This is a genomic window from Lonsdalea quercina (genome assembly GCF_900107885.1).
Taxonomy (GTDB): domain Bacteria; phylum Pseudomonadota; class Gammaproteobacteria; order Enterobacterales; family Enterobacteriaceae; genus Lonsdalea; species Lonsdalea quercina.
The window spans coordinates 20,090-36,219 of record NZ_FNQS01000007.1 but is presented as its reverse complement, the minus strand read 5'-3'; the positions used below and the strand labels follow the sequence as shown (position 1 = coordinate 36,219).

The 16,130-nt window shown below is 55.7% G+C and carries 14 protein-coding genes; 8 read left to right on the top strand and 6 right to left on the bottom strand.

Features of this window, described 5'->3' with window-relative positions; translation table 11 throughout:
• Positions 1-61: 61 nt before the first annotated feature.
• The 6 genes from BLU64_RS10820 to def all read left to right on the top strand — a co-directional run bounded on the left by BLU64_RS10820 (position 62) and on the right by def (position 6,071).
• On the top strand, positions 62-583 hold the full coding sequence (locus tag BLU64_RS10820; RefSeq protein ID WP_026742215.1) for a gluconokinase: 522 nt from the start codon (positions 62-64) through the stop codon (positions 581-583).
• 12 nt (positions 584-595) lie between these two features.
• Positions 596-2,398: a phosphogluconate dehydratase gene (gene edd / locus BLU64_RS10815; RefSeq protein WP_026742216.1), complete on the top strand. Its 1,803-nt coding sequence runs from the start codon at positions 596-598 to the stop codon at positions 2,396-2,398.
• A 139-nt stretch (positions 2,399-2,537) separates the two neighbouring features.
• Positions 2,538-2,882, top strand: coding sequence for an MliC family protein (locus BLU64_RS10810; RefSeq protein ID WP_074728699.1), 345 nt, complete (start codon positions 2,538-2,540; stop codon positions 2,880-2,882).
• Between the two features lie 238 nt (positions 2,883-3,120).
• Positions 3,121-4,107: a nickel/cobalt transporter gene (locus BLU64_RS10805; protein ID WP_026742217.1), complete on the top strand. Its 987-nt coding sequence runs from the start codon at positions 3,121-3,123 to the stop codon at positions 4,105-4,107.
• A 205-nt stretch (positions 4,108-4,312) separates the two neighbouring features.
• Positions 4,313-5,560 carry a DUF2075 domain-containing protein gene (locus tag BLU64_RS10800; RefSeq protein ID WP_074728698.1) on the top strand — a complete coding sequence of 416 codons (1,248 nt, stop codon included), beginning with the start codon at positions 4,313-4,315 and terminating at the stop codon, positions 5,558-5,560.
• Entirely contained in the window at positions 5,547-6,071 is a 525-nt protein-coding gene (def, locus tag BLU64_RS10795; RefSeq protein ID WP_026742218.1) for a peptide deformylase, read from the top strand. The genes BLU64_RS10800 and def overlap by 14 nt, the downstream gene beginning before the upstream one ends.
• A 94-nt stretch (positions 6,072-6,165) precedes the next feature.
• Here def and BLU64_RS10790 read toward each other — a convergent pair whose 3' ends face one another.
• From BLU64_RS10790 to BLU64_RS10765, 6 genes are all read right to left on the bottom strand, one after another.
• On the bottom strand, positions 6,166-7,443 hold the full coding sequence (locus tag BLU64_RS10790; protein WP_074728696.1) for a histidine-type phosphatase: 1,278 nt from the start codon (positions 7,441-7,443) through the stop codon (positions 6,166-6,168).
• A gap of 21 nt (positions 7,444-7,464) precedes the next feature.
• Entirely contained in the window at positions 7,465-8,148 is a 684-nt protein-coding gene (locus BLU64_RS10785) for an oligogalacturonate-specific porin KdgM family protein (protein ID WP_074728694.1), read from the bottom strand.
• Between the two features lie 228 nt (positions 8,149-8,376).
• Positions 8,377-9,651, bottom strand: a complete 1,275-nt coding sequence (locus BLU64_RS10780) for a cytosine permease (protein ID WP_026742220.1) — start codon at positions 9,649-9,651, stop codon at positions 8,377-8,379.
• A gap of 176 nt (positions 9,652-9,827) precedes the next feature.
• Complete coding sequence (locus BLU64_RS10775) at positions 9,828-10,517, bottom strand: helix-turn-helix transcriptional regulator (protein ID WP_074728692.1); 690 nt, start codon at positions 10,515-10,517, stop codon at positions 9,828-9,830.
• Between the two features lie 30 nt (positions 10,518-10,547).
• Complete coding sequence (locus BLU64_RS10770; RefSeq protein ID WP_026742222.1) at positions 10,548-10,961, bottom strand: GNAT family N-acetyltransferase; 414 nt, start codon at positions 10,959-10,961, stop codon at positions 10,548-10,550.
• A 385-nt stretch (positions 10,962-11,346) separates the two neighbouring features.
• On the bottom strand, positions 11,347-12,171 hold the full coding sequence (locus tag BLU64_RS10765; protein WP_026742223.1) for an alpha/beta fold hydrolase: 825 nt from the start codon (positions 12,169-12,171) through the stop codon (positions 11,347-11,349).
• A gap of 287 nt (positions 12,172-12,458) precedes the next feature.
• On the opposite strand from BLU64_RS10765, the gene BLU64_RS10760 reads away from it, so the two are divergent.
• Both BLU64_RS10760 and BLU64_RS10755 read left to right on the top strand, forming a co-directional pair.
• A complete protein-coding gene (locus tag BLU64_RS10760; RefSeq protein WP_026742224.1) occupies positions 12,459-14,120 on the top strand; it encodes an alpha-keto acid decarboxylase family protein in 1,662 nt (553 codons plus the stop codon).
• Between the two features lie 492 nt (positions 14,121-14,612).
• The gene (locus BLU64_RS10755; protein ID WP_074728690.1) at positions 14,613-16,118 is read left to right on the top strand and encodes a sugar porter family MFS transporter; all 1,506 of its coding nucleotides are present in this window, start codon (positions 14,613-14,615) and stop codon (positions 16,116-16,118) included.
• Positions 16,119-16,130 lie beyond the last annotated feature (12 nt).

Genomic DNA, 16,130 nt, shown 5'->3' with positions numbered 1-16,130 from the left:
CCGGTAACGGTGCTACGATTATTGACATGACCGTTTTTATTCCATGGGTGGAGAGAGAAGTATGGCGGGTCAAAGCTTTATTCTGATGGGCGTGTCCAGCACGGGTAAATCATCAGTCGGCGAGGCGTTGGCGAGGGCTATCGGCGCCAAGTTTATCGACGGTGACGATTTGCACCCGCGCAACAATATCCTGAAAATGGCGGGGGGGGACCCGCTAAATGATGATGACCGGGCACCGTGGCTGGAGCGCATCCGCGATGCGGCATTCAGCCTTGAACGAAAGAATGAGACCGGCGTTATCGTCTGTTCAGCCCTGAAAAAGCAATATCGTGATCAAATTCGCTCGGGCAACGAGCATGTCACCTTTATCCATCTTTCCGGCTCTTTCGAATTGGTTCTGGCTCGCATGATGGCGCGCGCAGGCCACTTTATGCCTGCGGCACTCCTAAAGAGTCAGTTCGACACATTAGAAGTACCGGCAAACGACGAACCCGATGTCGTCACGGTCAGTATTGATGGCAGTTTTGATGACGTGGTGAAACGCTGCGTCATGGCGGTACGTGGGAGAGCGTGCCGTGCTTAAACGGAGAAGTGAATGAATAACAACAAAGTCATTGAGCAAGTCACACGTCGTATACGGGAGCGTAGTCAAGCCTCTCGTAGCCGCTATCTGGCTAAAACGGAAGCCCAGGCGGCGCAAGGCAAAACACGCAGTCACCTGTCCTGCGGCAATCTGGCGCATACGGTAGCCGCCTGTTCATCCAGTCAGAAAGGCACGATTCTGGATTTTACCCGTGTGAATGTCGGTATTATCACCGCCTACAACGACATGTTGAGCGCCCATCAGCCTTACGGCACCTATCCCGACACGATTAAAAAAACGCTGGCCGAATCGGGCCATAGCGCGCAGATTGCCGGCGGTGTTCCGGCGATGTGCGATGGCGTGACCCAGGGTCAAGATGGGATGGATCTGTCCCTGTTCTCGCGCGATCTGATCGCTCAGGCGACGGCGGTGTCGCTGAGCCACAACACCTTTGATGCGACACTGCTGCTGGGCATATGCGACAAAATCGCGCCCGGACAGCTGATCGGCGCGCTGTCGTTCGGCCACCTGCCTTCCGCTTTCGTGCCGTCCGGCCCGATGTCGGCCGGCATCAGCAACGATGAGAAAGTAAGAGTGCGCCAGCAGTATGCGGCGGGTGAGGTGGGCAAGGCGGCGTTGCAGGACATGGAGTGCGAAGCGTATCACTCACCGGGCACCTGCACCTTCTACGGCACGGCCAACACCAATCAGCTGGTCTTTGAAGCGATGGGGCTGATGCTGCCCGGTTCTTCTTTCGTCGCACCGAACGATCCGCTGCGGTCGGCTCTGACCGAAAAAATTACTGCGCATATCGCCACTCTGGCCGACAACGGTACCCAATACCGACCGCTGTCGCGCGTGGTGGATGAAAAATCCATTGTTAACGGTCTGGTCGCTCTGCTGGCCTCCGGCGGGAGTACCAATCACTCTATCCATCTGGTGGCGGTCGCGGCGGCGGCGGGATACGTCCTGACTTGGGACGACATCGAAGAGCTATCTCAGGTGGTGCCGTTGTTGGCGAAAATGTACCCGAACGGTCCAGCCGACATCAATGAATTCCAGCGGGCGGGCGGTGTGCCGACGCTGATGAAGGCGCTGGCGGAGCGCGGTCTGCTGAATATGAACGCCACGCCGGTTTACGGCGGCATGGAAGACTATCTCCTCACGCCGCGACTGCAAAATGGCGTATTGGTTTTCGAGCCTGCGGCCGACTCCTCCAACCCGAACGTCATCGCTTTGCCCGGCACTCAGTTCAGTGAACAGGGCGGCTTGAAAGTGCTGGACGGCAATCTGGGACGCGGCGTCATCAAAGTCAGCGCCGTCGCGCCGGAATACCGCTTCATCGAAGCTCCGGCTCGCGTCTTTGAATCTCAGCACGACGTGGAGACGGCTTACCATGCCGGCGAGTTTACGCGAGACGTGGTGATTGTCGTGCGCCATAACGGCCCTGCCGCCAACGGCATGCCGGAGCTGCATAAGTTGATGCCGATAATGGGCAACTTAATGAAATCCGGACTGCGGGTCGCGCTGGTGACGGACGGACGTCTGTCCGGCGCATCCGGCAAAGTGCCTGCGGTGATCCACCTTTCGCCGGAAGCGCAACGCGGAGGTCCGCTGTGTCGGATCCACGACGGCGACGTCATTCGTGTGGATGCGCAGGCCGGTCGTATCGACGTTCAGACCGATCTGTCCGCGCGCCCGGAAATGCATCCGGAACTGGCGCCTGAGCACCTGGGGTCCGGCCGTGAGCTGTTCTCAGTGTTCCGCCAGATGGTATCCAGCGCCGAACAGGGCGCGTCCATCTTCAGCTTCTAATGCCTTCGCCGCGCACGTTGGTGTGCGGTAGCTCCGGTCGGATGACGAATGTCCGTCAGGTTCTCTCGTCATCCGGCCTTTTTTGTGCATGTTTCCTGGGAGTGGCTATATTTTTTGCAGGCTTCCTAAGGAATTTACGATGAAAAAATCACTGATTTTCGCACTGGTCGTCGGTATGGCGTTAACTGCCTGTCATTCTAACGATCCCGCTGAGTTTATGGTGCCCGGCAATGAAAAGATGGAAGTGTCGAAGCAAATGTATGTCTGTGATGATGGCTCAAAGCTGGGGGTGATGTACTACAACAATGAGCCAAACTATGCCGCGCTGGTCAACATTCCGGATAAAGGAAAAATGTTGATGGTTAACGTGCCTGCGGCCAGCGGTTCCCGCTATGTCGGCAACGTCTTCGAATGGTGGACCAAGGGCGACGACGGTACGTTGAAACAGGTCATTGAAGATAAAACTATTGAGTGCCATAAGTAAAATTATCCTCGGCGATAAAGCGCTATCCTCGTCGGGGGCGCTATCTCGTCATGCTTTGACGTTTCCCACCTCAACATTCCCGGCAATCACGTCGATGCGCACTGATCTGACGGGGCAACGGCCGTAGATCGCCCGTCCGCCGACTTGCTCGTCGGCCGTTTGGCTGTCTGCGGCGTGATTTCTCGCGGCGATCGGCCTATCATCCAGTCTGAACACATGTACGCGAAGGCTGATAAGGATGTCAGGAAAACAACGGGTTATATGCGGTATTGCCGCACTTCTTTTTATCGCTTTGATCGGGGCTGTCGTACGCTATTGGCCCGATTTCCTCTCCGTGATGTTGGCAATACAGATCGATCTCCACCGCTATCTGGTGGGATACCTGCTCCAACTTCAACTTGGACACACGCATCTGGGCTATGGGGCATGGCTGCTGGCCGCCAGCTTCATCTACGGCGTATTGCACGCCATCGGCCCCGGACACGGCAAATTCATCATCACGACCTACCTCAGCGTCTCCCATGAGACGGCCTCTTCCGCCAGAATCCTCGCCTTTCTGGGCGCGATGACGCAGGGTCTTGCGGCAATTCTGTTCGTCTCTCTGCTGGTGGTGTTCCTGAACGTCTCAATAGGCGATTTGAGCCTAAGTCGCTGGTATATGGAAAAAATCAGCGCGCTCTACATCGGGGCGTTCGCCGTCGTGTTGATTGTCAGAGCCGCACGCGCGGGGCAAACCCGTCCGGCCATCCGCCGTTGTACGCCGGTGGTCGCCGGTGCGTCGGCGGTATTGGCTCGATCTCTTGCGAAAACGGCTATTGCGCCGGCGGCCTGCTGCGGACATCACGCCCTCAACCCGGCGGCCGTGCCACGCGATCTGTCGTCCGCGTTGGCGATGATTGCCGCTATCGGCATTCGGCCATGCACCGGCGCGATAATGATCCTGGCGTTCGCCAACGCGGTCGGCTGCTTCAACTGGGGCATTGCCGCCGTCATGGCGATGGCGCTGGGAACGGCGTTGGCGATCTGCGCGCTGGCAACGTGGGTAATCCATTCGCGCGACCGGGCATCGTCTGTGTTGCAGCGTACGCGCCACCCTGTGTTCGGCACGCTGCGTCCTTGGCTGCTGTCGGCTTCGGGACTGCTCCTGTTCCTGTTTGCCCTTCTGATGTTCTCCTCCACCTTGCCAGCGAACGCGATGGGCGATGCGCTTAACAACGGCTGTTAAGCGCAAACCCCGATGAAAGGCCTGGAATGAGAACGGGGCGGGGGCGTATTCAAGGTTGTCACCCCAGCGGCCGCGTGTTTTCATTGGGCGTCGACGGCGGCAGAACGTTGTTTTTTTAGGAAGCGAGGCAACGTCGGCGACGGGCGCTCCTTCGCCGCTTTTCGCGCGGCGGAAGAGCCGACTCACTCTCAGATAATCCAATGCCATGTCTCAGATGAACCAGGCGAGCTTCAAACTCTCGCCAGAAAAAACGCTGTCGGACGAACAGCTAGCGCTCAAACAGCGAGTGGAAGCCTTTCTGTGCCAACATCGTCACGCCGCTCAGGCGTGTTTCGTTATCCAAGGGGCGGCGGGCACCGGCAAAAGCGTGTTCCTGCATGCGTTGTTCGCCGATTTACAGCGTGACGCGCGTCAGCGGCCGGATCATCCGCTGTACGGCAGCGAAAACGTGTTGCTCGTCAACCATCCTGAAATGCTTAAAGCCTATAAAAACGCGTCGGACTTGCAGGCCGCACTCCGTAAAAAAGACTATGAACGCCCGACGACGTTCATTAACCGCATGCGCAAACGTGAAGCCAAGGTGGATATCGTGCTGGTGGACGAAGCCCACTTGCTGCTGACCCGTAGCGATCGCTACAACCATTTTTTTCAGGACAATCATCTGGAAGAGATTTTGCGCCTCGCCCGCTGTGTGGTGCTGATTTTCGATGAGCAGCAGGTGCTGAAATCCAAAAGCCTGTGGCGAAAAGGCGATCTTGAGCGATTGATCGCCCGCGGGCCGCACGAAGTCCATCTGTTGCGGCATCAGTTCAGGATGAAGGCCGCTACGTCGGTGCAATGCTGGATTGACCACTTCTGTCGGCGACAACTGTTGCCCTTGCCGGTCGCGGCACCCGGCGAGCCGATGTTTGAGCTGAAGATCTTCGACGATGCGCAGGCCATGTATACGGCGATCCGGCGGCGCAACGCCGACAGCGGACTGTCGCGGATGCTGTCGACCTATGATTACCCCTATCGGCTGGACGGACAGGATCACTTTATTGAAGCGGGCGACTTCCGGCTGCGCTGGGATCGCTCGAAGCCGAACGAGCGCCTGCCGTGGGCGGAGCGGGAAGACACTATCGACGAAGTGGGCTCGGTATACACGGTGCAGGGCTTTGACCTCAACTACGTCGGGTTGATTCTGGGGCCGTCGGTATCGTGGGACGCCGAGCGCGGTGAAATCCTCATCGACCCGTCCCGTTATGAGGACGGCGCGGCGTTTCAAGGGACCGGGCGTCTTGACGACGCCGAGGCGGTGAAAGTCCGTATCATGCTCAATGCCATTAACGTGCTGATGACCCGCGCGATTGATGGACTCTATATTTACGCTCACGACGCAGGACTGCGTCGCCAGCTGCTTCACTTACAGGATGAGGCGGCAAACCACGGAGAGAACCATGTCTGCAAATGAACTGGTGTGGATTGACGATCCGCGCATGAAAACGGTGTCCCGGCACGTCGAGGTGATTGATGACTCCGTCAACGCGCTGGTGGAACGGATGTTCGCCCTTATCGAGAGTATGAATGATTCGGGTCTGGCGGCGATCCAGTTGGGGATCCCGCAGCGCATCGTGGTGATTGATATGGACGACGAACAGGGTACGCGCCAGCGTTTGGCGCTGATTAACCCGGAGGTGGTGGAACGATCTGAAGAAACAACCTCGCATCTCGAACTATGTTCCTCCATCCCGCAGCATCCCTTGCCTGCGGAGCGGGCCAAGCGCGTGCGCGTGGCGTATACCGATCGGGACGGCAATCAACAGTCGTTGGAAGCGGGTGGAGCGCTGGCCGTGTGTTTACAGCATGAAATCGATCATCTCGATGGATTGTCGTTGATCGATAACCTGTCCGCTTTGAAACGTAACCGCATTCGAACCCAGCTGGCGAAGCTGCGTCGCAAGCTCGCACCGCGCGACGAATAGCGAGGTCGCCGTGTCTTTCCCCGTGTTGCCGTATTAGCGACAGCCGGGATGAATCTCCCCCCGGGCGCAGAACACGCCCGAGGGAGCGCGAGAGCTAGTGGAACAAAGGCTGTGGGGACGTCACGCCTGGGACCTCAGAGCGCGTCATCTTCTGAACGATGTCGTCCAGCGGGCAGAGCCAGCCGACGGCCGTTTGTTGGCAGTGGCTGTCGTGATACTCCTCGATCAGCGGCGGCGCCTCTGACGTCAGCGGGCTGAGATTGCGCCACTGGTCCAGCGACATGGCGCTAAACGTCAGGCGCACGTAGCGCTCGCCGCTGCGGGTATCGCGATAGCGTTCGAATGCCAGACTGGCTCCCGGCGGGATATCGTTACGCGGATATTCTCCCAACGTCCAGTTCATCTGTAGCATGGTCTGGATTTGCGCGATATTGGTGTCATGGCCGACGAACATCACCAGCGGTGCCTGGAATCTGCGGTTTTCCAGGGCGGACGCCGTGGTGCCGGCCGTGAGCGCCGCGACCAGCTGAGACATCAGCAGCGTACCGCCGTGTCGCGCCAGCTCCGGGGTATCGCTGACCAAATCGTATTTAGCCGCGTGCAGCGCCATCAGCGCCGACACCTCGCGCGCATTACGGGCATGGCCGAAAGCCACCTGAGACAGCGGCAGTCCCTCGCTGTACTGTAGGCGGATGGTTTCGCCTATCGTCGCCCCCGGCGACAGCGGGCCTTTGAGCGATACGCCGTGCTTTTTTTCCACCAGCTTCCACGGCGCATTCAGGAACTCGCAGGACGACGGCGTATCGGCGCAGACCGCCTCGCGCAGCAGCGTGATGGCGGGCTGATAGCGTTTATTCAGGTCCTCTGCGCTGCCCGTCCGTGCCGTGACCTGCTGTTTGACCGTCTCTTTGTCCGGCTGGCTCAGGCCCATATCCACGCTTTGAAACAGCGGATCGCGCTTTTCACGCGTGCTGCCCGCCGCGAGTCCGCAGCCCGGAAACATCCCGTCAAGGAGCGCTTGCGCCGTGGCGCGGGTTCTTTGCAACGGGCTGGACCAGACAAACACCTGTTCCGGCGGCGGACAGCCCGCGCCGATGGGCAGACCTGCCGCTCGCCAGCGGGCGATTTGATAGGCGCCCTGATGGATAATCCCGGCGTAACCGTGACCAGAGAGGTAACCGTCTTGTACCGTCCATGCGGGCCACGTTTTACCGGTCGCTTTGTTCAAGGCGTCGGTGTCCGTCTGCGGACGGACACCGTGGCGGCTCAGGGTAACGACATTTTCCAGCGTGAATGGCGCCTCGGGCGCGGCCATCAAAGGGAACGTGGTGACCAGCGCCAGCGTGGCGGCGCCCAGTTTGAACATGTTCATAGCGGATAGCGAACCTCATGATTAAAACGTGTATTTAAATCCGGTAGCGTAAGTCGTTTGCCGTTTATCGCTGCTTTTGGAAACGGATTCGTTGGTGACCTCAAGGACATATTGCCAGTGGGTCAGGAATTTGATTTTCATTTCGACCTGATGTTCATAGTCGGTATCACGTTTAGCGAAAATAGGCTGGTCGCTAAAATAACGAGAGTATTTATAAGATAGCGTCGCGCGGCTGACTTTATATTTTGCTCCGGCATCAATACGGTGTGTATGTTTGGTCGGTTTATCGTCGTAATCGGTTATTTCGTAGCGATAACGCGTCGCAAGGGCAATATTATCAACCATAAACCATTCCGCGCTCAAAGACGGTTTCCAGGTCTGCTTTTCATCGTAAATGCTGGTGGTTATGCCGGGCGTCAATGTCAGGGAAGGGGAAACCGCCAACGCATCATCGACGCCTAACTCCGTTTTATCTTTTCGTAAGTGGTTGAAAGCCTTGCCTGCCGAGCCATCCGATGACTCGCGTGAATAGGTTTCCCACTCTGCGGACAGCCCCAGTCCCTGACTGAAGCGGTGTTCAATACCGAATTTATCGCTGTGGGTATGGGAGACATCGCTGAATTCATGTTTCCAGAAAAGAGAAACCGCCTGAGATTGAAAAGACAAAACGGATAAAAGGATGAATAAAAATTGACGTAATAACATTAATAATCGCCGTTTGTGCTAAAAGTGCTGCGAATATAGGGGTGCGACATGACAAAAAAATGAAAATTATTTGTCGCTAAGATAATGAGATGAGATTTTATTAAATAAGCCAGAAGTCAATGTCTGCCTATAAAATAAAATGCTTTTTATCTCATGATAATTAAATTGTTATTCTGCCGATGGCATGACGTTATTGTCACCATCGGCAGAATAGGCAGGCTATCGCGCTTAAGGCAGACGCGTCGTCTTTTTCAGCGCGATATACAGCACGCTGGCGACGACGAGTGAAGTAAACGCGGGAACGCCCCACTCAACGTTCAGGCCCACGACGCTGCCGACAATACTGGCGAGAATGGCCGCCCAACCGATCGCGGGGGTGTTGGCCGCATCCGGCAACTGACCCGTCTTGCGGCTGGCGTCCAGCAGCGTTCTATGACTGCGCAGCAGGTAATAGTCCACCAACATAACCCCGATAATCGGCGGAAATACCACGCCCAACAGCGTCAGGAAATCGACAAACCGGTCCAGAATACCGAGCACCGACAGCAGCGTGCCGATCAGACCAATGACCAGCGTGATCGACATGTAGCTGAGCTTTTTACCGGTAATGCCTTCAATCGCGTTAGCTAATCCCAGCGAGGAGGAGTAGAGATTGATATCGTTGATTCTCAACGTGGAGAATACGACGGCGATCAGCCCGATGCCCCCGGCCATCTGCGACATAATGGTGACGACATCCGCCGTGTTCAGCGCTCTCGCGATCAGGATAGCGAGACCGTTTACGATGAATTCGCCGACGATAATCGACATCAGTGTCATCCAGAATACGTGGCGGCCTTTCTGCGAATAGCGGGTCATATCCGGCGTAATCAGGCTGGCGACGATGCATCCGCCGACGACCATGGTGGCCCCGGCGCTGATGGAGACGGACTCGGACGGGATCGAGTTGATCAGAGCGTAGAACGAGTGCCCCGCCAGCGTTTGCGTCGAAATGTAGGCGACGATACCGATGAACAGCGGGACGGCGATACGGGCGGTATAGCGCAAGGCTCTGAAACCGGAGGCGACCAGCAGGGTCAGCGCCACGCCCGACAGCGTGGCGGAGCCGGCGAAGCCCAACTTGTCGTTAAGCGCGTAGTTGAGCGCTCGCGCAAACACCGCGTTCTGTACGCCGAACCAGCCGAGCAGGCTGATGGCGATCACCACGCCCATCAGCACGGCGCCCAGTCGGCCGAAGCCGCACCACCGCGCCAGCAGGCTGCCGGACAGTCCCTCCATCATGCCCGCATAGCCCAGACCGACGGTCACGATGCCGAAAATAAGGCTGCCGATGGCGATGGCGGCGAATGCCTGACTAAGCGTCATCGAATGCCCCAGCACGGCACCGAGCATGAACTGATCCAGGGCGGTCAGCATGCCGATGTGCACCAGCGCGATATTGAAAAAAGGCAGCCTCGCGGAGAGGGGAACCCGGCTAACCGGGTAATCGTCTAATTTTTCCATGTTTTCCAGAGTCCTTGTGGTTAATCGCCTATTCCTGCAGGCGCGGCCGGTTTTAATGCCAGCTGACAGCCAACGCGATTCCCGGTCGTCGGGCGGACGCGAGGTCACCTTGCGCCCCGAGACAATCGGGAATCTCTCGGGATGGATCGGTAAATTCGCCCGGCGTGGTCACCGCGCTAAATATATTGAATGCCTTTCACCAGCAGGGTGGGCGGTATGTATTTATCCAGCCCGGTGTGATAACAAAACGCTTTAAATTGATGCAGTGAATGCACGTCGGCTTTTTGGTAAATGCTATATATTCTGTTTTCGACGGTTTTATAGGCAAGGTTGGTTTTTTGGGCGATCTCCTTGCCCGAAAAGCCCTGCAAAATCAGAAAAATCATTTCCAGCTCCGAGGGCGTAAATAAACTGTTTTCGACGCGGGTAATCAGCGTAGAGGGCGCTTTCTTATCGATATAAACCAGCGGGGAGAGCGTCGTCAGCGGTTTGGCGTTCCACATAGTGCCGATACAGCGTTTCCTGACATCGAAGATAGGGATTTTTTCACTGACGAACGGCGAGAGAAAAGGTTCGCCGTTCCAATAGTGTGTTTCAATGACGGCGACGCTTTTCTTGCTGTGCTCCGTTCGTCTGTCGTGCTCGATGAAGTCTTCCGACATCTCCGCCCATTCGGCGGGGAATTCGGCGTCCAGTTTCCCCTCGAACTCAAAATGGGCGGGCGTATTGGTATACGTTAGGGCGGCTTTGTTCATATAAATATGCCGCGATGCCAGATCCTTGATACCCCAGGGTTCGTGCAATGCTTCCATCACGGTAATCAGACCGCCGATATAACGGCTGATGTCCTCGGTGTCCTGTGGCATCCTGGCCTCCTTTCAAGACGGTTAGATAACTTACTGGAACTCCTTACGGAGATAATGGCGCGTAAAACGGTGAGCGTAACCGGCGAGGTGGCCGTACTCCTGATAACCAAGTTTCTCGTAAAATCCCTTGGCCTGAAAACTGAAGGTGTCGACATACGCCATATGGCAGCCGCGTTTTTGCGCTTCCGCCTCAGCCTGCTGCATCATTTGGCGGCCTAAACCGGCATGCCGATACGGTTCGCCGACCCACAGAAATTTAATTTCCAGCGCTCCCCACCAGGTGCTCGCAACCAGTCCTGCAATAATTTCATTATTGTCATTGGTGAAAGTTAGAAAGAGCGGGTGAATATCACCTTCCTGAAATTGTTTATTGTGTTGCAATAAACTTTGAATGACAAATTCCTCATCCTGAGGGGCGGGGGTGTCGGTAATATTCAACTTCATTATTTTTATGCTCCTGATTTTTATGTAACTTATATCGCATCCAGGCGAATATTAATCTTTAGCATAAATTGTTTTTTGAGACAAGAGAGGTTTTCACTCCTTTATCTTTAGGTTGCTTTGGTTAGTCTATTTCGAGTTTATGCAAGAAAATCCAGGCGTTAAATACGCTTATAGTGAAATGATGAGTCGTATCCTCTTTGTCATCACCAGGGAAATATATTCTTATTGGAGGGGGGAGTAATGATGAGTGAGTATCAGTTCTTTTGCGTATCAATTATTAATGATCAAAATAATCGATTGTATGTAGTGAATTAATAATATTTAACGATACTTTACATCTAAGAAAGCGAGCCTCTTAGACGGAGGCTCGGGCGAGTAAAACAAATTAGTCGACCGACCGAATAAACGCCAGCAGATCTTGATTCAATCGATCCCCGTGCGTCTGGGCGATAGCATGTGGCGCACCTGCATAGACCTTAAGTTGGGCGTTTTTGATCATCTCTGCGGCCACCTTGCCCGTCGATTCGAACGGCACGACCTGGTCGGCGTCGCCGTGAATAACCAGCGTGGGAACGTTAATGCTGTGCATATCCGGGCGGAAGTCCGTTTCAGAAAATGCCGTGACGCAGTCGAGCGTACTTTTCAGAGAGGCCAGCAGCGCGATATTCAGCGTTTGCGTCAGCACGCCCTCAGAGACCTGCATCCCTTTATTAAGACCGTAAAACGGCGTGGCGAAATCGCTGATAAACTGCGCACGGTCTTGCATAATCCCTTCGCGGATGCCGTCGATAACCTGTTGCTCCACCCCATTCGGATAGTCGGCGGACTTCATCAGCTTCGGGGTGACCGCGCTGAGCAGGGCCAGGGCCTTGACGCGGTCAGCGCTGTGGCGGTGGAGGTAGCGGCAAACGTCGCCGCCGCCCATCGAAAAACCGATCAGCGTCATCTCGTCTAACTGCAGGTGTTCACTCAATTCGTGAATATCGTCGGCCAGCGTATCGTAATGATAGCCATTCCAGGGCTGGTCTGAACGCCCAAAACCGCGGCGGTCGAAGGCGATGGCGCGGAAGCCGTGTTCGGCGAAGAAATACAACTGACTGTCCCACATATCGGCATCCAGCGGCCAGCCGTGACTGAACAACAGCGGCTTACCTTTCCCCCAATCCTTGTAATACAGCTGAGTACCGTCTTTCGTTCTGAATGTGCTCATGCGTAATACCTCTGATAGGTAGCGAATGTGAAGATGAATGCGTACTCCCGGCTCGCTTGGTGCCGGTTCGGGCGACGCAGACGCTATTTCTCAGCTTAGCAGGATATCCTTATTTGACAGGCCGCTGGGCGTTGGGCACGGCTTATTCGGCGAAGACAAAGAATGAAATAGCGGAGAGGCACGATTGTCGTCACGATGTGAGCGAGCGGCGCATTTGCGGTGTTTTACAGGAAGAGAGGCACACGCTTTACTCAAAGAGGACATCTGAATTTAAGGAGGAATACAAGATGAAAATGACGATTGGCGCATTCGTGCTGGCGCAACTGAAAGCCTTATCCATTCGAACGGTTTTTGGCGTTCCTGGCGATTATAATCTTGAGTTATTGGAGTTGATTGAGCACGACGAGCAGATCGATTTCGTCGGGAGTTGCAATGAGCTTAATGCAGGATATGCAGCGGACGGATACGCCCGCATTCACGGCGTTTCCGCGTTGGTGGCCACGTATGGCGTCGGCGATTTGGCGGTACTGTCGGCGATTGCCGGGGCGTATGCGGAATCGGTGCCGATTATTTTACTGACTGGCGCGCCGCCTTTATATGCCAGAGAGTATCGGATTTTGCTGCATCACTCACTGGCGGACGGTCAGCTTGACCACGACATGATCTGTTTTCGTCAATTCACTGCCGACCAACTCCTCATCACGCCTGAAAACGCAGCGCAGTCCATTCCCCGGGTCATATCCCGCGCCTGGGTTGAAAAGAAACCGGTCTACTTGCAGTTGCCTTCGGATATTAGCGATGTGGAAATCGAGGTGCCGGATACGCCCTACGACTATGTGATGCCGCAGAGTGACGTACGCCGATTGCAGATGGCCGCCGACGCGTTGTCCCATCGCCTTCAACAGGCCGAAAGACCGGTGATGCTGGTTGATCATGCGGTGGCGCGCTTTGGTCTGTCCGAAAGGCTGTGCGCATTTGCCCGACGCTTTTCTATTCCCATCGTTTCGATGTCCACGGCTAAAGGGGTTATTCCTGAAAACGATCCGCTGTGGCTGGGGAGCTATAACGGCGATTTATCTCGCCCGGACGTGCTTCGTCGACTGGAAGAGACGGATTGCACGCTGTCTTTCGGCGTAAAACCTATCGATCTCAACACCAACTTTTTCTACACGTCGCCGCTGTTCAAAGAGGTCATCCATATCGCGCCCTATTCTCTGACGATGGAAGCGGACTTCTATCCCGCCGTGGCGACGGGGGATCTGCTGCGCGCCGTCATGCTGGCGCTTCCGGAGCGGACGAGCGAGCGACCTGTGGTGGGGGCGCCCACGGAGGTCAGCGAAGCAGCCTGGGGACAGCAGGCCTTCTGGCAGCGCATACAGACCTTCATTCAGCCGGATGACGTTGTGGTCGTGGATATCGGCACCAGCAACGCGGGCGTGATGGGGCTGCCGCTGCCGGATGGCGTCACGGTGGTGGGGCAGCCGCTATGGGGAGCCATTGGTTATTCATTACCGGCCTTGCTGGGCACGATGCTGGCGGCGCCGCAGCGCCGGCATGTGCTGTTTGTCGGCGACGGGGCGTTTCAGATCTCTTGTCAGGAGCTGGCGACGTTGATGCGTCTCGGTCTGGCTCCCGTTATTTTTCTGCTCAACAATAACGGCTACACGATTGAGCGCTACATCCTGGGGAAGCGCTCGTCCTACAACACGATACCCGCCATGCGGTACACCGAACTGCTCCATGCCATGGAGGGCGGAGATGACGTTGTCGGCGCGGTGGTGGAAAATAGCGCCCAACTGGACGCCGCGCTGGAGCAGGCCGAACGTGCTCAGTCGCTCACGTTGATTGAAGTCAGGCTGTCAGACTTGGATAGTCCGGCGGCTTTGAAAACGCTGTGCGGCCACTGTCGCCGATTTAATTTCGGGATTCGGGCTCCACGACTTCCGTAGCACGGTGTCATCTTTGCAGGCCGCCGTTTTCGGGTGGTCTGCCATCACGCCCCAACGCTAGAAAGTTATTTTATCATTATCCCGGTTATGCAATTCCGCTTTGTAGCGATATTTATTGCCTGAGTGTCCGCATGATTTTATTTTATTTTACGCATCGTTCCTTTTGGGATAATGACCGTTGTTTACAGGCAATGGTTATATTTTTCTTTTAGGTATAACTATTTCTTATGTTTTTATATATCCGCGCTTCACGCGAAGGTTATTCCTGTTTCAGTGACAATGGCATACCGATCTGATGCCAAATACATTTTGGGTGGCGTGTGTTTTTATTCAGGAGTGACAGTTTCAACATGTTGTGCTATATCTATAAATACTGCATATAACGGTCGATAATATCGTCATTAGACGATATGTCCAAATATTTCATCAATAACCACCTTTCGAAGAATTATCTATGCCACGTTTAACACTCACTTGAAATAAAGGAAAATTATGTCTGATGTACACGACGACAGCGATAAATACAGTCATAAACCACCGGTGATATCACTGGCTGACAATGAAAAGACATCCGATACATCCGAGAGTGAAAATAACAGCTTTTTAAGCGCTGATGCCTTTTTATTGACAGCAACGGCCATTGCCGCCATCGCGGGATTCTTATATGGCTACGATACCGGAATTATTTCCGGCGCTCTGCTGCAAATCACCCATGACTTTTCCCTCACTTCCCATGCTCAGGAGCTGGTCACCAGCGCCATACTGGTCGGCGCCGTAGTCGGCGCCTTGTCATGCGGTAAGCTGTCCAGCGTGCTGGGGCGGCGGTACACGGTCATGATTGTCGCCGCCATCTTCGCGCTGGGGGTGATTGGCTCGGGTCTGTCCCCCAACGCCTATTATCTCGGCGCCGCGCGGCTGGTGCTGGGCTTCGCCGTCGGGGGCGCATCGCAGATTGTGCCGGTCTATATTGCCGAGCTGGCGCCGCCGGAGAAACGCGGCCGACTGGTGACATTCTTTAATATCTCTATCGGGATCGGTATTCTCACCGCCGCGCTGGTCGGGACGTTTTTGCAGGATCTCTGGTCCTGGCGAGTGATGTTCGCCGTCGCGGCGATCCCTGCGGTAATTCTGCTGCTCGGCATGCTGCCGCTGCCGGAAAGCCCGCGCTGGCTGGTGGGTAAAAAGCGCATGAAGGAAGCGCATGTGGCGCTGGATACGGTGCGTGAAACCGCCCGGGAAGTGCGCCGCGAGATCAAGGCCATCCAGCGCGTGCATGAGCGCGCCAAACGCAAGTCGACCGGCAGTTGGAAAGATCTGAAGCAGCCGTGGCTACGTCCGGCGCTGGTCGTTGGGTTGGGCATTGCCGCGTTTACTCAGCTCTCTGGCATCGAAATGATGATTTACTACACACCGACCTTCCTGACTGGCGCAGGTTTCAGCCGGGATATGGCGCTACACTCCGCGCTGGGCGTGGCGATCATTTATCTGGTGCTGACCATCGTCGGCAAGCTGTTGGTCGACCGCATCGGCCGCCGTACCTTGACGCTGTACATGATCCCCGGCGCGGTCATCAGCCTGGCGCTGCTGGGGCTGATGTTTAGATTGAACGCCAGCGGCGGTCAACACGGCTGGCTAATTGTGGCTTGCCTGTTTGCCTTTATGATCTTCAACTCGGGTGGGATTCAGGTCATCGGCTGGTTGGTGGGATCGGAGGTCTACCCGCTGGGCGTCCGTGAAAAGGCCAGCAGCCTGCACGCGGCTACGCTGTGGGGCTCAAACCTGCTGCTGACTTCCACCGCATTGTCGATGGTGAATTTGCTGGGTATTGGCGGCGCCATGTGGTTCTACGCTTTGCTGAATCTGCTGGGGTTCATCTTCATCTACTTCATGATGCCGGAAACGAAAGGGCGCAGTCTGGAAGAGATTGAAACCTCTCTGAAGGAAGGGCGTTTTTATCCCAGCCATCAGCGCGAACAGGCCGTCACGCAGGAACCGTAACTCATTCGTCAG

Coding starts and splice junctions, on each gene's coding strand:
- BLU64_RS10820 (WP_026742215.1), top strand. CDS start 62: ATGGCGGGTCAAAGCTTTATTCTGATGGGCGTGTCCAGCACGGGTAAA.
- edd (WP_026742216.1), top strand. CDS start 596: ATGAATAACAACAAAGTCATTGAGCAAGTCACACGTCGTATACGGGAG.
- BLU64_RS10810 (WP_074728699.1), top strand. CDS start 2,538: ATGAAAAAATCACTGATTTTCGCACTGGTCGTCGGTATGGCGTTAACT.
- BLU64_RS10805 (WP_026742217.1), top strand. CDS start 3,121: ATGTCAGGAAAACAACGGGTTATATGCGGTATTGCCGCACTTCTTTTT.
- BLU64_RS10800 (WP_074728698.1), top strand. CDS start 4,313: ATGTCTCAGATGAACCAGGCGAGCTTCAAACTCTCGCCAGAAAAAACG.
- def (WP_026742218.1), top strand. CDS start 5,547: ATGTCTGCAAATGAACTGGTGTGGATTGACGATCCGCGCATGAAAACG.
- BLU64_RS10790 (WP_074728696.1), bottom strand. CDS start 7,443: ATGAACATGTTCAAACTGGGCGCCGCCACGCTGGCGCTGGTCACCACG.
- BLU64_RS10785 (WP_074728694.1), bottom strand. CDS start 8,148: ATGTTATTACGTCAATTTTTATTCATCCTTTTATCCGTTTTGTCTTTT.
- BLU64_RS10780 (WP_026742220.1), bottom strand. CDS start 9,651: ATGGAAAAATTAGACGATTACCCGGTTAGCCGGGTTCCCCTCTCCGCG.
- BLU64_RS10775 (WP_074728692.1), bottom strand. CDS start 10,517: ATGCCACAGGACACCGAGGACATCAGCCGTTATATCGGCGGTCTGATT.
- BLU64_RS10770 (WP_026742222.1), bottom strand. CDS start 10,961: ATGAAGTTGAATATTACCGACACCCCCGCCCCTCAGGATGAGGAATTT.
- BLU64_RS10765 (WP_026742223.1), bottom strand. CDS start 12,171: ATGAGCACATTCAGAACGAAAGACGGTACTCAGCTGTATTACAAGGAT.
- BLU64_RS10760 (WP_026742224.1), top strand. CDS start 12,459: ATGAAAATGACGATTGGCGCATTCGTGCTGGCGCAACTGAAAGCCTTA.
- BLU64_RS10755 (WP_074728690.1), top strand. CDS start 14,613: ATGTCTGATGTACACGACGACAGCGATAAATACAGTCATAAACCACCG.